Raw genomic sequence first — 17,615 nt, 5'->3', positions numbered from 1 at the left:
ACTATATATTACTTTCTAAAGATAAATGGTTATTAATAATATAATCATTAGTAATAATATTTAATACTTTCTATTCAAAAGTATTATAGGTGAGAGGGTGAAGATATCTGTTATTGGAGCTTCTGGGAGGATAGGATCTACAGTGTCCTTTTTACTTGCAAGGGAACCTTCTATAAAACATATAGTTCTTATATCCAGGGAGAAGTCTCTAAAAAAATTAGAGGGTATTAGAATGGATATGTACGATGCCCTTGCAGCAGAAGCCAGGGATGCAGAGATAGAGATCTACAGTGATAAGGAGATCCCAGATGCTGTAGATGGTAGTGAGATTACAATAATCTCTGCAGGGGTGCCCAGGAAGGATGGGATGTCCAGGCTGGATCTTGCAAAGGCAAATGCAAAGATTATTAAGAACTACGTCAAAGATATATCTAAAACCTGTGATACTAAATTGTTTATAATAACAAATCCTGTAGATATTATGACCCAGAAAGCGCTCTTTGAAAGTGGCTATGACAGAAGTCAGGTATTTGGATTAGGTACTCATTTAGATTCTATGAGGTTTAAAGTGGCTATTGCAAAGTACTTTGGGGTACATATAGGGGAGGTTAGGACGAGAATAATAGGGGAGCATGGAGATACAATGGTACCTCTTTTAAGTGCAACGGCGATTGGGGGAATTCCTATAAGTAGGATGCCAGGTTACGAGAACCTACCATACAAGGAGATAGTGGAACTTGTGAAGAGTAGGGGGGAAGAGATAATTAGATTAAAAGGAGGATCAGAGTATGGTCCCGCCTCTGCTGTGGTTAATGTGATAAAAACAATAATCAACGACGACAAGAGAGTATTAACACTTTCTACATACCTGGATGGAGAGATAGACAGTATAAGTGGTATATGTATAGGGGTACCTGTTAAGTTAGGTAGGAAAGGTATCGAGGAGATAGTGCCTATAAGGATAAGCCCTGAGGAACTTGAAACCTTTAAACATTCTGTCCAGGTTTTAAAGGCCTGCTGGGAGGATATAAAGAATATTTAAATACAAATAAAAAATAAAAAATAATACGGAATTACTACTAAACAAGAGAAATTTTATCCTATTGGTAAGATACTATCACCCTGTTGGAAAATCTTGTCGAGTAGAAGAGAGAAAAAACTTATGTGTTGTTATATAACTATTACTTTGATGAAAACTGAGGTTATTTTATTCTTTACATAATTATCTTCTTTTTTTGATCATCTTTCTCTCCAGGGGGCTTCCACAGATCTCGCAGATATCCTCTTTATGATCTATACTGTATATTTTTTTACATCCTTTACATACTAATCTCCATCTAAACTCTTTTCTTATCCCCTTGGATAGTATAGGTTTAAATGGGACAGATAGTTTTCTCGCTACATTCTGTAGGCCATAGTCGTCTGTATAGAGTACCCCTCCTAAATCGATAGCCAAGGCAAGTACTTCTATATCGCTCTGAGATAAGGTGTCTCCAGTTTCTACAGAAGCTTTTTTTACCATCTCCACAGTCTTTTTTTTAGGTTCTTTGATAAACAATTTTCCATATTCTAAGGCAAGATATATAATATCCTTCTTACTCTTTACTTCCTCAACTATACTGCTGGTAGTATAGTGCTCTCCTTCCTCTAAGGATGGGTTATACCCATGGATAAAAGAAGAAGCGTCCAATACTTTTATCATAATATCGCCTTAGATTACTTCTTTTTAAATAATTAACTAAACCACAATTCAAAAATAATTATAATAATCAAAAAAATAAATCTACTAAGGTAAAAAATAAAAAAACTCCTCTATATTTTGGAAAGAGAGTAATTTCATTGTTGACAGAGTTTTATTCATACTATTAGACTATTAGAGTAGGATTAGATGCCTCCAAGAAGAAAAAGATTTAACAAGATCTTATCTTGTCCATTCTAGTAATTAGAGTATTTCCGAAAATAAAGCGAGATTCACTATTTTATTATTAATTAATAAAATCACATTTTTTGTTTATTTCACCTTTTAGATTTTTTTAGGTTCTTTTTTATCATTTTTATTTTAAGTTTTAATTAGCTATAATTTTAGTGGGATTATAATCTCTTCAGAAGTACTTGTCCACCTCTCCGACACATTTAACTATCAAATTAACGGCATTCTCCAAATCAGATAGATCTATGACCTCTACGGGAGTATGGATATATCTAGCAGGTACAGAGATAACTCCTGTAGGTATCCCCTCCCTTGTAAGATATATGGCAGTCCCATCTGTTGTACCTCCATCTCCAACCTCATACTGTACTGGGATGTTGTACTTTTTAGAGACATCTTCTATCATCTTCAATACATCTCTGTGAGCAATAAGTCCTCTTCCAGCACCATCTACTATACAGACAACAGGACCCTTTCCCAACTCCACAGGAGCTTCTTCTATGTTGATCCCTGGATGATCTCCACAGATAGTTACATCCAGAGCAATTGCTACGTCTGGGTTTATTCTGAAGGCAGAAGTTTTAGCACCCTTTAATCCTACTTCCTCTTGAACTGTACCTACGAAATACACCTGGCATTTTATATCCTCTTCTTTTAACCTTTTAGCAACCTCTAATAGGATGGCACAACCTATCCTGTTATCAAAGGCTTTACATGTTACCCTGTTGTTTCCAAGGATGTCAAACTCCGATTTGAAGGTTATCCAATCTCCAATATCCACTCCCATTTTCTTCGCATCCTCTCTATCCTTTGCCCCAATATCTATAAACATGTCCTCGTATTTTATCATCTTGTTTCTCTCTTCCTCTTTCATCTTGTGGGGTGGCTTTGAACCTAAGACTCCAATAATTCTTTTACCATTCCTTGTATGTACTACAACTTTCTGATTTAGAAGCATCTGATCGTTAATACCTCCAACTTTTATAAATTTCAGGAATCCTTTCTCATCTATGTACTTCACCATTAAACCAATCTCATCCATATGGGCAGCTAACATAAGTTTAAGCCCCTTATCTCCCATCCTACCTATTAGGTTACCTAATCTGTCTGTGAATACTTCTTCACAGTACTTTTTAAGTTCTCTCTCCATTATACTCCTTATACTGTCTTCCCTACCAGAGATACCATCTGCGAGAGACAACTCTTTGAGATATTCTAATACCTCCATTCTATCACCTTATATATACCCTTGTAGTTCAAAGTACTTCTTCTGTTTAACAACTACTACAGGAATGCCTATATCAAGGAGTTTTCCCTTCAATTCTTTATCATTTGTACATACCACAACCTTTTTTTCCTCCTCCCTACATTTTAAGGCGTAGTTCAGTATTATCTCGTCGGTATATTTCCCAGGGATATTTTCACGTTCTTCTTCATACGTTCTGATAAGAGATAGAAGAAGTAATACAGAGTATCTATCCTTGCCCTTTAACCTCTCCCTAAGTTTTTCCAACTCCTCCCTTACACACTTCAGTATTATAACCTTATATATATTAAATAACCTGTCTAACTCGTAGTCTATGTTTATTCCATGTTTAACACTGTATATTAAAAAGTTGGTATCAGGCACCACCAGGATCACGTTATCCCCTGGGATACGTAGGAGATACCTCCTCTCTTAGTGACATGGATTGTGCTGTCTGCTATCTGCTCTAACTCCTGATGATGGGATATTATGAATATCTGGGAGATAGTTTTTATACTTTTAAATATATCTAACAGTTTTTTACGTCTATCCTCATCTAAGAAGGCAGTAGGTTCGTCCAATATGATAAACTGCAAACTGCTACATAGAGCCTTTGCTATACCTAAACGTAGTGCCAATGAGACTGCTATCTGTTCTCCCCCACTTAGATTCTTTACAGGGAATTCATCTACTAGAATATCGTAATCCTCCTTTATCTGGATGTAGTGGTAAGGCAACTCAAATTCACTGAATATCTCGTTTGTGTATCTCTGGATAAGAGGAGTATATCTCTTTCTAAGGTATTGTTGAAACCCATCCTTGGAAAATACTTTTTCTCTAATATTTTCTAAATATTTTATAAATCTTTCTAATTTCTCTTTTTCTTTTTCTAACTCCTTTAATTTATCTAGTTCTTCAAGGCGGTTCTTCAAATCTCTCCTGCGAGACTTTAAGCGGCCGTTATATTCTCCTATCTCTCTCTCCATAGAGGTCAGATTATTAAGAATCTCATCAACCTCTTTCTTTATCCTATTGTGATCCTCACTATCGTATTTTAGGGATTCTATCTCCCTTCTATACTCTTCCCTCTTACTCATACAGGTTTTCAATGTCTCCTCTACTACCCTAATACTTTTTTCCAGCGTGTCTATCAAGTTGAAAATATCTACGTTATATTTTTTTGAGTAGTCCTCCAACACTGCTCGGGCTTTTTCATATCTCTCGTAATCTCTCCTGTACTTTTCTCTATCTTTCTCTAAGGAGTCCTTCTTTTCCTTTAAATTCATATAGTGATCAAAGTATTTTTTGATATTTTTCATCTCATTAAGAACATTATTTAACTCCTTCTCTTTCTCCCTCTTATCTACTATCCACATCTTAATGTCAGTCCATCTATCTAACTCACCACTAAGGTATTCTCTCTCTTCATTTATCCTCTCCTTGTTATAATCCCTTACAACCTCTGAAAGTTCTTTCTTCCTCTTTAGTAGTTCCTCCCTATTTACTCCCTTTAGATAATCCTCAGAGGTTTGATATCTTCTATACATTTCCTCCAAACTCTCTTTCTTCTTCTTCAACTCTTCCTTCTCCTTTTCCGCATCTATATACTTCTTTATCTCATTATTTACATGCTGAAGTTCTTTACTGTATTTATCCAACTCCTGCAATTTGTTCTGGAGGTTTCTCTCCTTCTCCTTCAATCTCCCGTATTCATTTTTCAAACTACTTATCTCTTTCAATAATCCCTCTAACCTGAATATCTCTTTTCTACACATCTCCTGTTCTTCGTAAAGTTTCTCTAACTCGTTTTCCATTTTTTCAAGATCTTCTCTATATTTACTTAGGAGACTCTCCTTCTTGGAATCGTCAATATCGGACTGACAGAGGGGACACTTGTTACCGGCCTTACTGAGTTTCTCTATAATCTCCTCTAACTCCTTTATCTTAGTTTTTCTTTCTGTTATCTCACTATTTAATTCCTGGAATTTTTCCTTGTACTCCTTTAACTTATTTTCCAATTCATCCTCCTTTTTTATTTTCTCTTCAATCTCCTTTAAAGGCTTTAACTCTTCCTTTAACTTCGATATCTCATCTTTCAACTTCTTTATTGCACTTTTTATATTTTTCTTTTCCACCTTTAACTTCTCAAGTTCCAAAATTTTAGTCTCCAACTCTCCCAATTTTTTATCTATTTTCTTGTATTCCAAATACCCCTCTTTACACCTATTCAGCTCCTCTATATATCCATTTATCTCTTCTAACCTACTATTCAAATTCTCCAACTCAGAGAGTTTTTCCCATATCTCTTCTAACTCTTTCAATCTTCTCTTTATAACATCTATCTTCTTCTCTACATCTTCTAACTGAATATCCCCAACTCCTTCTTCCTTCATCTTCCTATTGATATCTTCTATATTCTTCTCCAACTTATTCCTAACCTCATCAAGTCCTTTGTAGCGCTGATAGTATTCCTCGTATCTATCCATCTCAGCGAGTACCTCATTCTTCAACTCCTCCTCGATCTTACAGTATCTCTTGTAGTTCATCTCCGTATCTTTAAGTATATCCATCCGATCCCTGATACTCTCAAGATCTCTCTCTAAATTCTCCTTTTCATTTTCAAATCTTTTAATACGGTTATCAATATTATCAATCTTACTCGTCAACTCGTTGTATTTCCTTTCCTTTTCATTGTATTCTTCTAAAATATTTTTCTTATTCTGATACTCACCTTCTATCTCCTTACAATCTTCCTTTAACCTATTCAATTCTCTCTCCATATTTTCTATCTCTTTTTTCACTTCCTTAATCTCCTCTTCCATCACTTCCTTTCTCGAAAGTTGTCCTTTTATATTCTCTAACTTATTTTTAAATCTACTTATAACATCTCCCATCTCCCTCCAAACTTTCTCATACCTACCTACACCCAAGATCTCTCCAATGATCTTCTTTCTCTCAGCAGGTCTGATATTTATAAGATTGTCTATCTCACCCTGTTTTATATAGATAGCATTTAGAAATACATCGTGATTTATGCCTAAGATCTCCTTTATCCTCTTATTAACCTCCTTACTGCCCTCTGCATAGAGTCTTCCATTTATATATAACTTATTTACACTATCTCCAGAAGATCTCCTGCCCCTGCTCCTAACCACCCTGTAGATATTACCACCTAACTCAAATGTAAGTTCCACTTTGAACCTTCCTGTTCCCTTCCTTATCAACTCCTCTATCGTATAATCTGAGATTCCATAGAGTGCAAAACTCATAGCCTCGAATATAGAGGATTTTCCACTACCATTAGGACCTATTATCGTTGTAATACCTTTGTTAAAAGATAACTGGGTATATCTATGACTCCTGAAATTCTCCAAAGTAATACTCTTTAATATCATATTCTCCACCAAGATAAACAATGATCACTTCTTATTAAAATTATTAATAATTTTTATAAAACTATTATAATAATTTTATCAATAAAAAACTAAAGGAGTAACTATGATAGTCTCGATAATCGGTGGAACTGATGGGTTGGGAAAGTGGTTTGCAAGATTCTTGAAGAGTAGAGATTTTGATGTAGTTGTCACTGGAAGGGATGTAGATAAGGGAAGAAATGTAGAAAAAGAGTTAGGAGTGACATTTACAAGAGACAATATAGAGGCTGCAAAAAAGGGAGATATTGTAATAGTAGCTGTACCTATAAATGTCACAGAGAGTGTAATAAGAGAAGTAGCACCCCATGTCAGAGAAGGTTCTCTCTTCATGGACATCACATCTATAAAGGAGATACCTGCTAAAACCATGGAGGAGTATGCCAGGGAAGGAGTATGTGTTATACCTACTCATCCCATGTTCGGACCTTCCACTCCATCTCTGAAAAGACAGGTTGTAATACTCACACCTTCTAAAGAACACATGTCAAATCCCTGGTTTAAAAAATTAATGGACTTCCTGGAGAGGGAAGGGGCAAGAGTGGTGATAATGTCTCCAAGAGAGCACGATAAGGTGATGGGGGTTATCCAGGGCTTAACTCATTACGCCTATATATCCCTTGGGACAACGTTAAAGGAGTTGAATGTAGATATAAAGGAGTCTAGGAAATATGCTTCACCTATATACGAACTAATGATAAACATTATAGGGAGAATTATAGGGCAGAATCCCTACCTATATGCAGATATCCAGATGTACAACCCCCAGATAGGACATATCCATGAAACCTTTATAAAGGAATGTATAAAGATAAAAGACGTAGTTGCCAGAAAGGACAGAGAATCCTTTGTTAATATAATGAAGGAGGCTGCTAAACACTTTGGAAGTGAGGCTGTAAGGGGATTGAGATATTCAAACAAGGCTGTTGGGGCGATTATCGAGGAGATGGAGAAGTTGGAGGAGTCCATAGGTAAGGAGGTGGCATTGAAGCACATCTACACAGGAAATATTCATTATGGAATTTTGAAGGATATTGTGGATGATACTATAGTTTTAAGTAAAAATGGTAAGGAGGTAAGGATAAACATAGCCAACGTATCTCTTATGGGAGAGGAAGAATTGGAAGAATGGAAAAAGAAAAACTTAAATAGGTACTTCTACGATATATCCGTGCTCTTCAGAGAGAGCGTAGATGAAAAGATCATACTGAAACTCTTAAAGGGAATGTTCGACGTTGAGATCTTAGATGTCTATCAGAAGGAGAAGGTAGAGAAAGGGTTTAAAAGTATTACCTTTAGAATTTATAGCTATAACAGAGAAGAACTACCTAAGTTAAAAAAGCATTTCTTAGAAGTGATTAGAAACATAGGAGGAAAGGAAAGATATAAAGAGTAAATTTTTTAAAACTGTAATATTTGGTGTTGAGAATAACAATATTGAGAAAATATCTAACAGAAATCCTACTTACTTCTCCAGTACTTACCGTAGTCCAGAAAGATAAAAGTTATACTTTACTTTTCACCTGTTATATTCTTAACAGAGTTTAATATACTCAAGGATCATAAAAAATAAAAAATAAATCTTAAAGTTTAATATCTAAATAAAGAATAAACACACTGGGTAAAATAAGCCTTTGTTTCTTAGACTATACTATATACTAAAAAAGTGAGATTTCTCTTCTTATAAGTTTTATAAATTTTATTTTTTTAAATTATTTATAATGTTAATATTATTTTTTATTATAGTTAAAAGAAACTAAAGTAATTATCTTTTCTGATAAATACCGGAGTAGGTACCAACTACACCACTACTTCTGATAAAGAGGATCTGGGCAACCCTCGCATACCTATATATTGTGATGGGGTTCATCACATTTAAAAGATACTCAGGATATCCTTCGTATCCTGGATCATGTACTGCAGTGTATAGAGTACATCCCATTCTTAATAAACTACTCCTTGGATATACCAAGGCAGCCATATCTTCAGGTATCTTAATTTTATCTGCCACCTTTATAAGATATATTCCTCTGTCAAGGGAGATCTTAATGTCATTCTCTGAAGAGAATATCTTTCTATAACTTGGAAGTTTTCTCTTTTCATTGCTGTAGTCTAGGACTCCTTCTCCTTCTATCCTATATATACTCCCAACTCTCAGATCTATACCACACTGTTGTACCTGTGTATCATCCATTATCTCTACGAACTTCTTAGATAGCTTAGGTCCTAAGATCATAGTTATCCCAAAAATATATTTTAAAAGAGATAGAAAACTTACAAAAAACCTCAACCTCCATAGTAAGTAGATTATGTCCACTGGACGGAGTAGGAAAAAGGTTCTATATATCAAACTGTAAATTTTTAAGTTTAAAAACAATCTCTTTTATATCTTCTATGTTGTTAGTCCTAATATCTTTTTTTTGAGGAAATTTAAGAATAACTTCGTCAAAGATATTTGTATTTAGTGGTTTTTTTATGAGATAGTAGTATTTAGATATACAGTTTATCCTTGCAGTTATAATATCACTTAGATAGTTTATACAAATATTACTCGTGTCATCTGTGTTTGAATATCCAGATTTCTTAGATTTCAAAAATGCAATACCTATCAGTATCTTCTCTATAGGAAACTTTATAAGTTCCTTGGAGTTCCTCTGTTCTATTTTAAGCTCATAGAGAAATATTACCAGATCTTGAAGACTCTCCCACTCTAAGTCAAAACATACTTTTTCTTCTTCGATATCTTCTTTGGATATAGCCCAGAGAGGAATTTTTTTACCATCCACTATAACCATATGTTCCAAACATTTCTGAAACAGTACCTCATATACATCCATAACATTACCCTGTTTAAAACTTTTTTAGATACCTTTTAAGTTCTTCTATGGACATCCTCTCCTTAGCTTCTTCTACAGGTATAATGTAAATAAACTTAGGATTGTTAGGCGTTCCCTTAAGTCCCAAAACTATAATATCTCTATCAGGTTTGGAGTTATAGAGTCTAATTATATTATTGACAGGGTATGTTTCCTTATAGAGGGGATAAACTGATTTATTTTCACAATACAGTGTTCCACTTTCACTGTCGTATTTAAAACCTTTACTTATTAGATACTTTACAAAATCATCCAGCTCTGGGTCTATTTCCAAAGTGCTCATATTTTTAAGGTCATTTCCAGATTCTAGGGGTATGTTCTTTGCAAAATGTATCTCTACCTCTCCCTTGGTAGATTTACCTGATATCTTTATCTTTTTCTTTCTTAAGTTTTTCAGGAGTTTAGATATAGATTTTTTAAATTTCCTATACACAAGATAGAGAATTATAAGAAATGTGAGTAATATAATAAATGGAGATATTAGTAAAATAAGGAAGAATAGAAGTAGAAGTATCAGTAAAATAATTAAAAGTGCCGAGAGTCCTGTAAACCTATATATCTTGATCATTTTCTCACTTCAGCGTTTTTTTATAAAATTAGAACCATGCCTCTAATGTAGATTGGTACTTTCTCTCATGTATTTTCTCCAACTTTTTAATATGTGGGAGCACACGTTTCTCTGAAAAGTCCATCTCATCTATAAGAAACTTCTTTAAGCCCTCTATATCTGGATACTCTAACTTTATCTCGTAGTTGTCAGTTATCTTTGGATTTCTGAATATCTCCTTTATCTCCTCATAGTTTGGAATGTACTTTGAATAGAGTTTCATCTTCTTATTCTTTACAATCTCTAACGCCTTCTTTGGACCTATACCCTTTACCCCTCCTATGTTGTAATCTGTACCTATGAGTATCGCCATATCTATGAGATCCTCCAAGGTTATACCCAGATGATTTAATACAGTATCCAACTCTATCAACTCCAAAGGCTTATTTGTAGTTATGTTTCTAACGACTCTACTAGCTCCATAGAGAAGTGCATCGTAATCCTGACTAACTACTCCATAGGCATCTCCCTTCTTCACCATGTAGGAACACTGGGCCTCTCCCTCTGAAGGTGCCTCCACGTATGGTATTCCCATAAGTTTTAACAGTTTCTTTGAGTTATTTATTATCTTTGGATCTAGATAGTTAACTCTCTTTGCATACTTGTACATCTCTTCCAATTTTCCTTCCTCCTTCGCCTTTTTATATTCCTCTTCTGCCTTTTCCTTCATCTTCTTTCTCTCCTTCCATGTCATGTACTTCAACTTAGGTGGTTTTCCATCGAAAATCCATACAGGAGTAATACCTTCTTCCAACATGTATATATTCTTATAGAAGAGACCGTTGTAGGTAGATGTGATCTCTCCCTTTGAATTCCTCAAGGGACTACCATCCTTCAATCTTATACTGGAGAGAAACTGATATAGAATATTCATCGAATCTATAGCCAAGGTTTTACCCTTGAGATCCTTTAAGGTTATCTCCTTCTTTGGGATAAAATCACCAAACTGCACTCCCATCTACTCACCATTTTAATATTTGATTATAAAATTATAATTAAAAATTTTGATATATTAAATTATTAATAAATGGTTAATAAATGGTAAGTATAAAAGTTATAAATACCAAACCTTAGTAGATTATAAACTCTAATATAATATTATTATTATAATAATTTTTTTTATTCTGGTGAATCCTATGACTCAGATGATAGATGCCAAAAATAAGATAATAACAGAAGAGATGAAGGAAGTTGCTAAAAAGGAGAGAATAGATCCTGAGAGGTTGAGAAAACTTATTGCCAGGGGATACGTTGTTATCCCAAAAAATGTTCATAGAGATACAACACCTGTTGGTATTGGAGAAGGTTTAAGAACAAAGGTAAATGTAAATATTGGGACCTCTCCAGACTGTGTAGATATAGAAATGGAAATAAGAAAAACTGAAATTGCCAACAAATACGGTGCAGACGCTATAATGGACTTAAGTACTGGAGGAAACTTACCTGAGATAAGAAAAACTATTATGAAGCACACTAAATTACCTATAGGGACTGTACCTATATACGAGGTAGGAGTTGAGTCCAAGAAGAAGTATGGAAGCGTAGTAGATATGGATGAAGATTTAATATTTAAGGTCATAGAGAGGCAGGCTAAGGAAGGGGTAGATTTTATGACTCTTCACTGCGGTATCACTAAGGAAACTGTGGAAACTTTGAAGAAGAGTAATAGAATAATGGGGATAGTAAGTAGAGGAGGGGCATTTTTGGCTGCATATATCATCCATCATGGTAAGGAAAATCCTCTCTACGAGAACTTTAACTACCTGTTAGAGATACTGAAGGAGTATGATGTAACTATAAGTTTAGGAGATGGGATGAGGCCTGGATGTCTATGTGATGGTACAGATAGGGCTCAGATACATGAACTTATTGTACTGGGTGAACTTGTAGAGAGGTGTAGGGAGGCTGGGGTGCAGGCCATGGTAGAAGGTCCTGGTCATATTCCTCTCAACAACATAGAGAGTAACGTAAGGCTACAGAAATCCATCTGTAAAAATGCTCCCTTCTATGTACTAGGTCCTGTTGTAACAGATATGGCACCAGGTTACGATCATATCACTGCAGCTATAGGGGGAGCCATTGCTGGATATGCAGGTGCAAACTTCCTATGTTATGTTACCCCTGCAGAACATGTTAGACTGATGAAGGAGGAGGATGTAAAGGAGGGACTTATTGCTACAAAGATAGCAGCCCAGGCTGCAGATATTGCAAGAGGTAATAAGATAGCTTGGGAGATGGAGAAAGAGATGGCCCTCGCTAGGAAACATCACCTATGGGAGAAACAGTTTCAACTAGCCTTTGATAAGGAGAAACCTAAGAAGATGAGAGAAGAATTGCCTTCTTCTAATGAGAAAGCTTGTAGTGTCTGTGGAGATCTCTGTGCTTTATTGATAGCGGAGAGTATATTTAAGGATTAATCTCCCTTTATATTTTTCAGTATCTTGTTAAAAAGTGCTCCTCCAATAAGTTTTAAAACATCAGTCTTTGTAATAATACCTACTACTCTTCCATCCTTATCTACTACTATCAGCCTACCTATATCCTTCTCTTCCATGAGTATAAGAGCGTCGTATATTTTCTTGTCTGGTGTGATGGTGATAGGATCTCTTGTCATTACCTTCTCTACAGGTTGATTTTCCATATTCTTGGAGATTGCATGGGCTAAGTCATGATAGGTAAATACCCCAACTAACTTACCGTTAGATATAACAGGTACTCCACTTATACTATTTTCATAGAGGATTCTGGCAGTATCCTTTATCTTCGTAGTAGGTTCTATCCATATAAGTTTTTCCTTTATGGCCACAGTTTCCACTTTTATGTTTGGAACGCTTGCAACCCCCATAACATTTATTAGGAGTATATGGTTTATATCATCTCTTCCAATAACTTTACCAAATACTACGATCTTGTTGTGATATGTAGGACCTACTCTTATTATATCCCCTTCCTTGAACAACCTTGTATCTCCTCTTATCTGTATCATGGAAGAGCAGGCCTTCTCATGGGCAACAGTATCGAAGATTATCTTTTCAACACACACACCCTCAACCTTTTTATCTCCTTTGTATATAGGTACCTCTATGATATCTTCGTAGGTTAAACCTAATACCTTGTAGGTGTAACTCGTTGGAATATACCCACCTCTAGGGCCAGGTACACCATCTACCAAGTTCAGTGCCTTCAAGGCTTGCATCTGATTTCTTATAGTTCCAGGGTTTCTATTCAATCTCTTTGCTATCTCAGTTCCCTTAACAGGCCTATTTTTTTCCTCGTAGATATTTATCAACTCTTGAAGAATCTCCTTTTGAATTACAGTTAGATCCATAAAGGACACCTTTTAATATCAAGGTTAAAAAATTAATAATTAATATAACTCTTATTATAGTTATAATAATTTATAATAATAATATATATCATAACTATATTTAAATTAAATATCTTTATCTATTAATTAATAACAATTTTTTCAGGAGATATTATGAAGATAGGATTTTACAACATTCAGGGAGGCACTGGAAAAACAACCCTTGCAATAAATATTGCATATTATATCAGCGATATTATAAAAACGATATATATAGACTGTGATATATACGGTGGCAACAGTGCTCTATTTTTTAATATGGAATCCGTTCCAGAGACAATAAATACCTACTTAAATGGAATGTATACAATAGATGAAATTATACACGAATATGAGAACCTCTCTATTATAGTTAGTGACTCTACTCCTAACGCATTCAACACAGATTTTGATATAAGAAAATTTATAGATCTGATAAATTATATCGATGAAGATTACGAAGTAGTTATACTCGATCTACCACCGAACATCACCGAAGGAAATATACTCTTCTCTAATGAGGAACTCGCCTGTAAAATGATAGTAGTTGGCGAAGATAGTATACCTGGAATAGGAGGGACATTAAAAACCTTGGAGTTGTTAGATACCTTAGGTATTGATGTGATAGGTACTATTATAAACAAGGATAGAGGCATTGTAAATTATGAGGATGTGATAGACAATATTATTGCAATATTACCCTACGATGAAGATGTAGAAGAACATTGGATTAGAGGAGAACCTATAATAAAGAAGAAGACATCTTTTGGAAAAGAACTAAGTTTCTTAGCCAGAGAATTAGCAGAGTCTTACATTGAGAAAGACCTGGCTACTATGAGAGCTATAAAGATAGCAAAAGAGTTTAAGAGTCAGATATTGGGAAAAAGTGAAAAAGAAGATAAAGAGTCCATTTAAATCCTTCTTCACATCAAAAAGACTAAGGCTGTAGAGCTGTGAGAAGATGGAGAAAAGGACAAAAGATATTGTGTTAAAGGAGAGCAGAGATATCCAAGGCTTAAGTGTAGAAGGCCCGTGGTTAGATAGGGATATAGATCTATCAGATATCCTGATGAATTATTACAAGAGGATAGGATTTCAAGGGACACAGCTTGGAAAGGCTATTGAGATATGGAAAAAGGTAGAGATGGCGAGGGAGAAGGATAGAAATGAGATCACAGTATTTATGGCTTATACTTCCAACATAGTATCTTCTGGATTAAGGGAGATCATAGCCTATCTTGTGAAACATAAGAAAGTAGATGTGTTGGTAACTACTGCTGGAGGTGTTGAAGAAGATTTTATAAAGTGTATAAAACCTTTTATTATTGGAGACTGGCATCTCAATGGAGCCAAGTTAAGAGAGGAAGGTATAAACAGAATAGGAAATATACTAGTTCCAAATGACAGATATATTGAATTTGAGAAATATATGAAGAATTTCTTTGAATATTTGGAGGAACTACAGGAGAAGGAGAAGAAGATAGTATCTACAAGGGAGTTCTGTTATAAGTTAGGGGAATTAATAGATAAAAAATTTAGTAAAGATGTAAAGGAGCGATCTATACTTTACTGGGCATATAAAAATAATATACCTGTATTTTGTCCTGCAATAACTGATGGCTCTATTGGAGATATGCTCTACTTCTACAAGGTGGAGAAAAAGTCAAAGTTAAAGATAGATATAGCTGAAGATGTTGTAGAGTTGAACAACATAGCAGTATACTCCAAGAAGACATGCTGTATCGTATTGGGGGGCTCCCTTCCTAAGCACAGTGTAATAAATGCAAACCTCTTTAGAGAAGGTACTGATTATGCCATATATATAACTACTGGGGTTCCCTGGGATGGCTCTCTAAGTGGTGCTCCACCAGAGGAAGGGATATCCTGGGGGAAGATCCAAAAGGGAGCAGAGTACGTGGAGATCTGGGCAGACGCTACCTTGGTATTCCCACTGCTTGTATATTGTGTATTTAAAAAGAAGTAGCAATTACAATCAAAAAGAAGTGCAAAGGGAAATACACGCTATTTATCCTTTCTTAAATCCTACTATAAATCCTGCCACAAATCCTGTACCCAGAGAAAGGGAATGAATCAGTCCCACTATCTGACCTCCAAAGGATACAAGAGAGTTCTCTACACTTCCCAACAACCCTAAGAGTGCATCTTTATTTATAGTAATCACACCTAGTTTTGCCAAATAGAGCAAACTTAAGAAGTAGAGGGCTATTAGAGCAGCAACTATCTTTAAAGCTACCTTTATTCCCCACCCTACAACCACTCCACTTATAAATCCAACACCTAAATCAGGTAAGAACTGAAGTATATCCATCATATCCCTTTATTTTATTATTTATATTTGTTATTGTTATATTTGTAAGTTTGTCTATATCCGAGATATTTGCATCCATTATCATATCGATGAATATTAACTCTCCTTCAACTCGGACGTTGGATTCTCTAACTTTAATACCATTTATATTATCTATATTTTCTATCATTTTTCCTATTATATATTCATTTCTCATGGTGTCTGTCAAACTCTCTTTTTTAACTACTATACTGACATGGGTAGTATCTTCTTTCTCAAATTTGATAATCTCAACGTAGTCTTTGGAGTATATAATTATATCTCCAGGCGGGATTTCCATATTTCATATAATACTCAGGTTTTCCCACATATTTAGAGTCCATAAATATAAACCCTCCTTCTGCATTTATATTCTCATCCAGTAGATTTAGAGATTTGGCTATCTTTACTAAGAACCATATTGGTGTCTTAACAGCTTTTTCTTCAGGATTTTCTAGGTTAATATATACTCCATCTACAAAGAAAAGGAGAAAGGAAGGTATATCAACACCATAGTTTTTGAGGATCTTAGGTAGTATTTCCTTATCTATATATATAAACTCTGGGTACGGACTGTCTTCTACAATCTTACTAAAGGACTCTTCAGCACATACTAAATTTATACCTTGTACAGAAGTTAAGATTATGAGAACAGGTAGAAGATATTTGATATTAGAGAGTTTAAGCATAACTACCCCTTCTTCCTGTTACTTCACTACACATACAACAAGATAGGATAGATTTAAATGTAAGACTTCTTTTAATTTACACTCTATTATCCTCTCCTTTGGATACGTTAAATTTTCACATATTACTATTTCTTTATTTTCATCTACACCGTTCTCTATCAGATACTCTATATCCTCCTTCAGATTTTTATTTGGTAAAAAGATCACCTTTTTATTATCTTTAATAAGATCCAGCAATACTTTCCTATTCTCCTCTTTACCATGGAGAGTGAGTATGTGGTAGTCCTCCCAGGAGATTTTAAGTTTGGAGGCTGCAACTTGGATAGAAGAGATACCAGGAATAACTTCTATATCTTCTCTATTTACTATGTTGTACTTTAACAGAGTTTTTAACAATCCGCTAAAACAAGGATCTCCTGTTGATAGTATTACAACACTTTTCTTCTCTTTTTTAGCATATTCTATTACTTTTTTTAAATCCTCTACAATATTTTTAGATAAGATATACCACTTATCTTCCTCAATGTCGAAGAGTTCTAAGGCTCTTTTACTACCTACAACGATATCAGCGTTCTTTACAGTTTCAACAGCCTTTAATGTGAGGTACTCCTTACTTCCTGGTCCTATACCTACAATATATACTCTCATATATAATATTATTACTTCTTATCATTTATATTTATTGTTACTATTCTTGGCTTCTTCAGAAGATATAATCTAATAATATATATAGTCTTGGACAAATTATTTATACTAAACAATAAATCATCGAAGATCTCAATAAAAAATATTAATTATATAATTATAAAAAGAATAATTAAAAAACAAAAAATAAAAATTTTTAAAACACCTAAATAAACAAAGAGAATAAAAACTTATTACTCTTTTATCACTCTAATGTTCTAAGTGTTTGAAATAAGACGATAATGTTCATTGTGATATAAACTGTAATTAATGATAGTAGTTGGGAGTATACATTTTTGAAGACTTACAATATAACAGAGAATCTGCTAATAAGTGCAATCAATATAAATATAGATTTAATATTCACTCTCAAGGTTTTTAAGACATTTTGTTTTTGTTTAAGATTATGGTTTATTATAATAATCATTTTCTCCAGATTTAGTGGAGACTGTATATATA

18 protein-coding genes are annotated in these 17,615 nt (G+C 34.4%); 5 read left to right on the top strand and 13 right to left on the bottom strand.

Going from position 1 to position 17,615, the window contains the following annotated elements; translation table 11 throughout:
• Positions 1–97 precede the first annotated feature (97 nt).
• Positions 98–1,042, top strand: coding sequence for a malate dehydrogenase (locus MHHB_RS00490; RefSeq protein WP_131006664.1), 945 nt, complete (start codon positions 98–100; stop codon positions 1,040–1,042).
• 180 nt (positions 1,043–1,222) lie between these two features.
• Here MHHB_RS00490 and MHHB_RS00485 read toward each other — a convergent pair whose 3' ends face one another.
• The 4 genes from MHHB_RS00485 to MHHB_RS00470 all read right to left on the bottom strand — a co-directional run bounded on the left by MHHB_RS00485 (position 1,223) and on the right by MHHB_RS00470 (position 6,571).
• On the bottom strand, positions 1,223–1,702 hold the full coding sequence (locus MHHB_RS00485; RefSeq protein WP_131006663.1) for a type II toxin-antitoxin system VapC family toxin: 480 nt from the start codon (positions 1,700–1,702) through the stop codon (positions 1,223–1,225).
• Between the two features lie 400 nt (positions 1,703–2,102).
• Positions 2,103–3,158 carry a M42 family metallopeptidase gene (locus MHHB_RS00480; protein WP_131006662.1) on the bottom strand — a complete coding sequence of 352 codons (1,056 nt, stop codon included), beginning with the start codon at positions 3,156–3,158 and terminating at the stop codon, positions 2,103–2,105.
• Between the two features lie 9 nt (positions 3,159–3,167).
• On the bottom strand, positions 3,168–3,572 hold the full coding sequence (locus MHHB_RS00475) for a type II toxin-antitoxin system VapC family toxin (protein ID WP_131006661.1): 405 nt from the start codon (positions 3,570–3,572) through the stop codon (positions 3,168–3,170).
• Positions 3,569–6,571, bottom strand: coding sequence for an AAA family ATPase (locus tag MHHB_RS00470; RefSeq protein WP_131006660.1), 3,003 nt, complete (start codon positions 6,569–6,571; stop codon positions 3,569–3,571). The genes MHHB_RS00475 and MHHB_RS00470 overlap by 4 nt, the downstream gene beginning before the upstream one ends.
• 103 nt (positions 6,572–6,674) lie before the next feature.
• On the opposite strand from MHHB_RS00470, the gene MHHB_RS00465 reads away from it, so the two are divergent.
• Complete coding sequence (locus MHHB_RS00465) at positions 6,675–8,003, top strand: prephenate dehydrogenase (protein ID WP_131006659.1); 1,329 nt, start codon at positions 6,675–6,677, stop codon at positions 8,001–8,003.
• Positions 8,004–8,372: 369 nt separating this feature from the next.
• Here the strand turns inward: MHHB_RS00465 and MHHB_RS00460 are convergent, their stop codons facing one another.
• From MHHB_RS00460 to fen, 4 genes are all read right to left on the bottom strand, one after another.
• Positions 8,373–8,843 (bottom strand): deoxyuridine 5'-triphosphate nucleotidohydrolase, encoded by a 471-nt coding sequence (locus tag MHHB_RS00460; protein ID WP_131006658.1) that lies wholly within the window; start codon positions 8,841–8,843, stop codon positions 8,373–8,375.
• Between the two features lie 103 nt (positions 8,844–8,946).
• On the bottom strand, positions 8,947–9,444 hold the full coding sequence (locus MHHB_RS00455) for a hypothetical protein (RefSeq protein ID WP_131006657.1): 498 nt from the start codon (positions 9,442–9,444) through the stop codon (positions 8,947–8,949).
• 13 nt (positions 9,445–9,457) lie between these two features.
• Entirely contained in the window at positions 9,458–10,051 is a 594-nt protein-coding gene (locus MHHB_RS00450) for a hypothetical protein (RefSeq protein WP_131006656.1), read from the bottom strand.
• Positions 10,052–10,079: 28 nt separating this feature from the next.
• Positions 10,080–11,048: a flap endonuclease-1 gene (gene fen / locus MHHB_RS00445; RefSeq protein ID WP_131006655.1), complete on the bottom strand. Its 969-nt coding sequence runs from the start codon at positions 11,046–11,048 to the stop codon at positions 10,080–10,082.
• Between the two features lie 178 nt (positions 11,049–11,226).
• Here fen and thiC point away from each other — a divergent pair, with 178 nt between their 5' ends.
• Entirely contained in the window at positions 11,227–12,507 is a 1,281-nt protein-coding gene (gene thiC / locus MHHB_RS00440) for a phosphomethylpyrimidine synthase (protein ID WP_131006654.1), read from the top strand.
• On the opposite strand, the gene MHHB_RS00435 is transcribed toward thiC, so the two are convergent.
• Complete coding sequence (locus MHHB_RS00435; RefSeq protein WP_131006653.1) at positions 12,504–13,418, bottom strand: CBS domain-containing protein; 915 nt, start codon at positions 13,416–13,418, stop codon at positions 12,504–12,506. The two genes, thiC and MHHB_RS00435, sit on opposite strands and share 4 nt — an antisense overlap.
• A gap of 153 nt (positions 13,419–13,571) precedes the next feature.
• Between MHHB_RS00435 and MHHB_RS00430 the strand changes: the two genes are divergently transcribed.
• Positions 13,572–14,351: a MinD/ParA family ATP-binding protein gene (locus MHHB_RS00430; protein ID WP_131006652.1), complete on the top strand. Its 780-nt coding sequence runs from the start codon at positions 13,572–13,574 to the stop codon at positions 14,349–14,351.
• A gap of 46 nt (positions 14,352–14,397) precedes the next feature.
• Positions 14,398–15,420 carry a deoxyhypusine synthase gene (locus MHHB_RS00425; RefSeq protein ID WP_131006651.1) on the top strand — a complete coding sequence of 341 codons (1,023 nt, stop codon included), beginning with the start codon at positions 14,398–14,400 and terminating at the stop codon, positions 15,418–15,420.
• A 42-nt stretch (positions 15,421–15,462) separates the two neighbouring features.
• Here MHHB_RS00425 and MHHB_RS00420 read toward each other — a convergent pair whose 3' ends face one another.
• From MHHB_RS00420 to MHHB_RS00405, 4 genes are read right to left on the bottom strand one after another with little or no spacing between them, the layout of a single operon-like run.
• Positions 15,463–15,768, bottom strand: a complete 306-nt coding sequence (locus tag MHHB_RS00420; protein WP_229701890.1) for an FUN14 domain-containing protein — start codon at positions 15,766–15,768, stop codon at positions 15,463–15,465.
• Positions 15,740–16,084 carry a hypothetical protein gene (locus MHHB_RS00415; RefSeq protein WP_131006649.1) on the bottom strand — a complete coding sequence of 115 codons (345 nt, stop codon included), beginning with the start codon at positions 16,082–16,084 and terminating at the stop codon, positions 15,740–15,742. The genes MHHB_RS00420 and MHHB_RS00415 overlap by 29 nt, the downstream gene beginning before the upstream one ends.
• A complete protein-coding gene (locus MHHB_RS00410; RefSeq protein ID WP_131006648.1) occupies positions 16,035–16,472 on the bottom strand; it encodes a hypothetical protein in 438 nt (145 codons plus the stop codon). The genes MHHB_RS00415 and MHHB_RS00410 overlap by 50 nt, the downstream gene beginning before the upstream one ends.
• Positions 16,473–16,490: 18 nt before the next feature.
• Positions 16,491–17,120 carry a cobalt-precorrin-7 (C(5))-methyltransferase gene (locus MHHB_RS00405; protein WP_131006647.1) on the bottom strand — a complete coding sequence of 210 codons (630 nt, stop codon included), beginning with the start codon at positions 17,118–17,120 and terminating at the stop codon, positions 16,491–16,493.
• Between the last annotated feature and the right edge of the window lie 495 nt (positions 17,121–17,615).

Origin of the sequence: Methanofervidicoccus abyssi (genome assembly GCF_004310395.1) — an archaeon.
GTDB classification, from domain to species: Archaea; AGJL01; Methanococci; order Methanococcales; family Methanococcaceae; genus Methanofervidicoccus; species Methanofervidicoccus abyssi.
The sequence above is the reverse complement of the archived record's forward strand: the minus strand, read 5'-3'. Positions and strand labels throughout refer to the sequence as shown.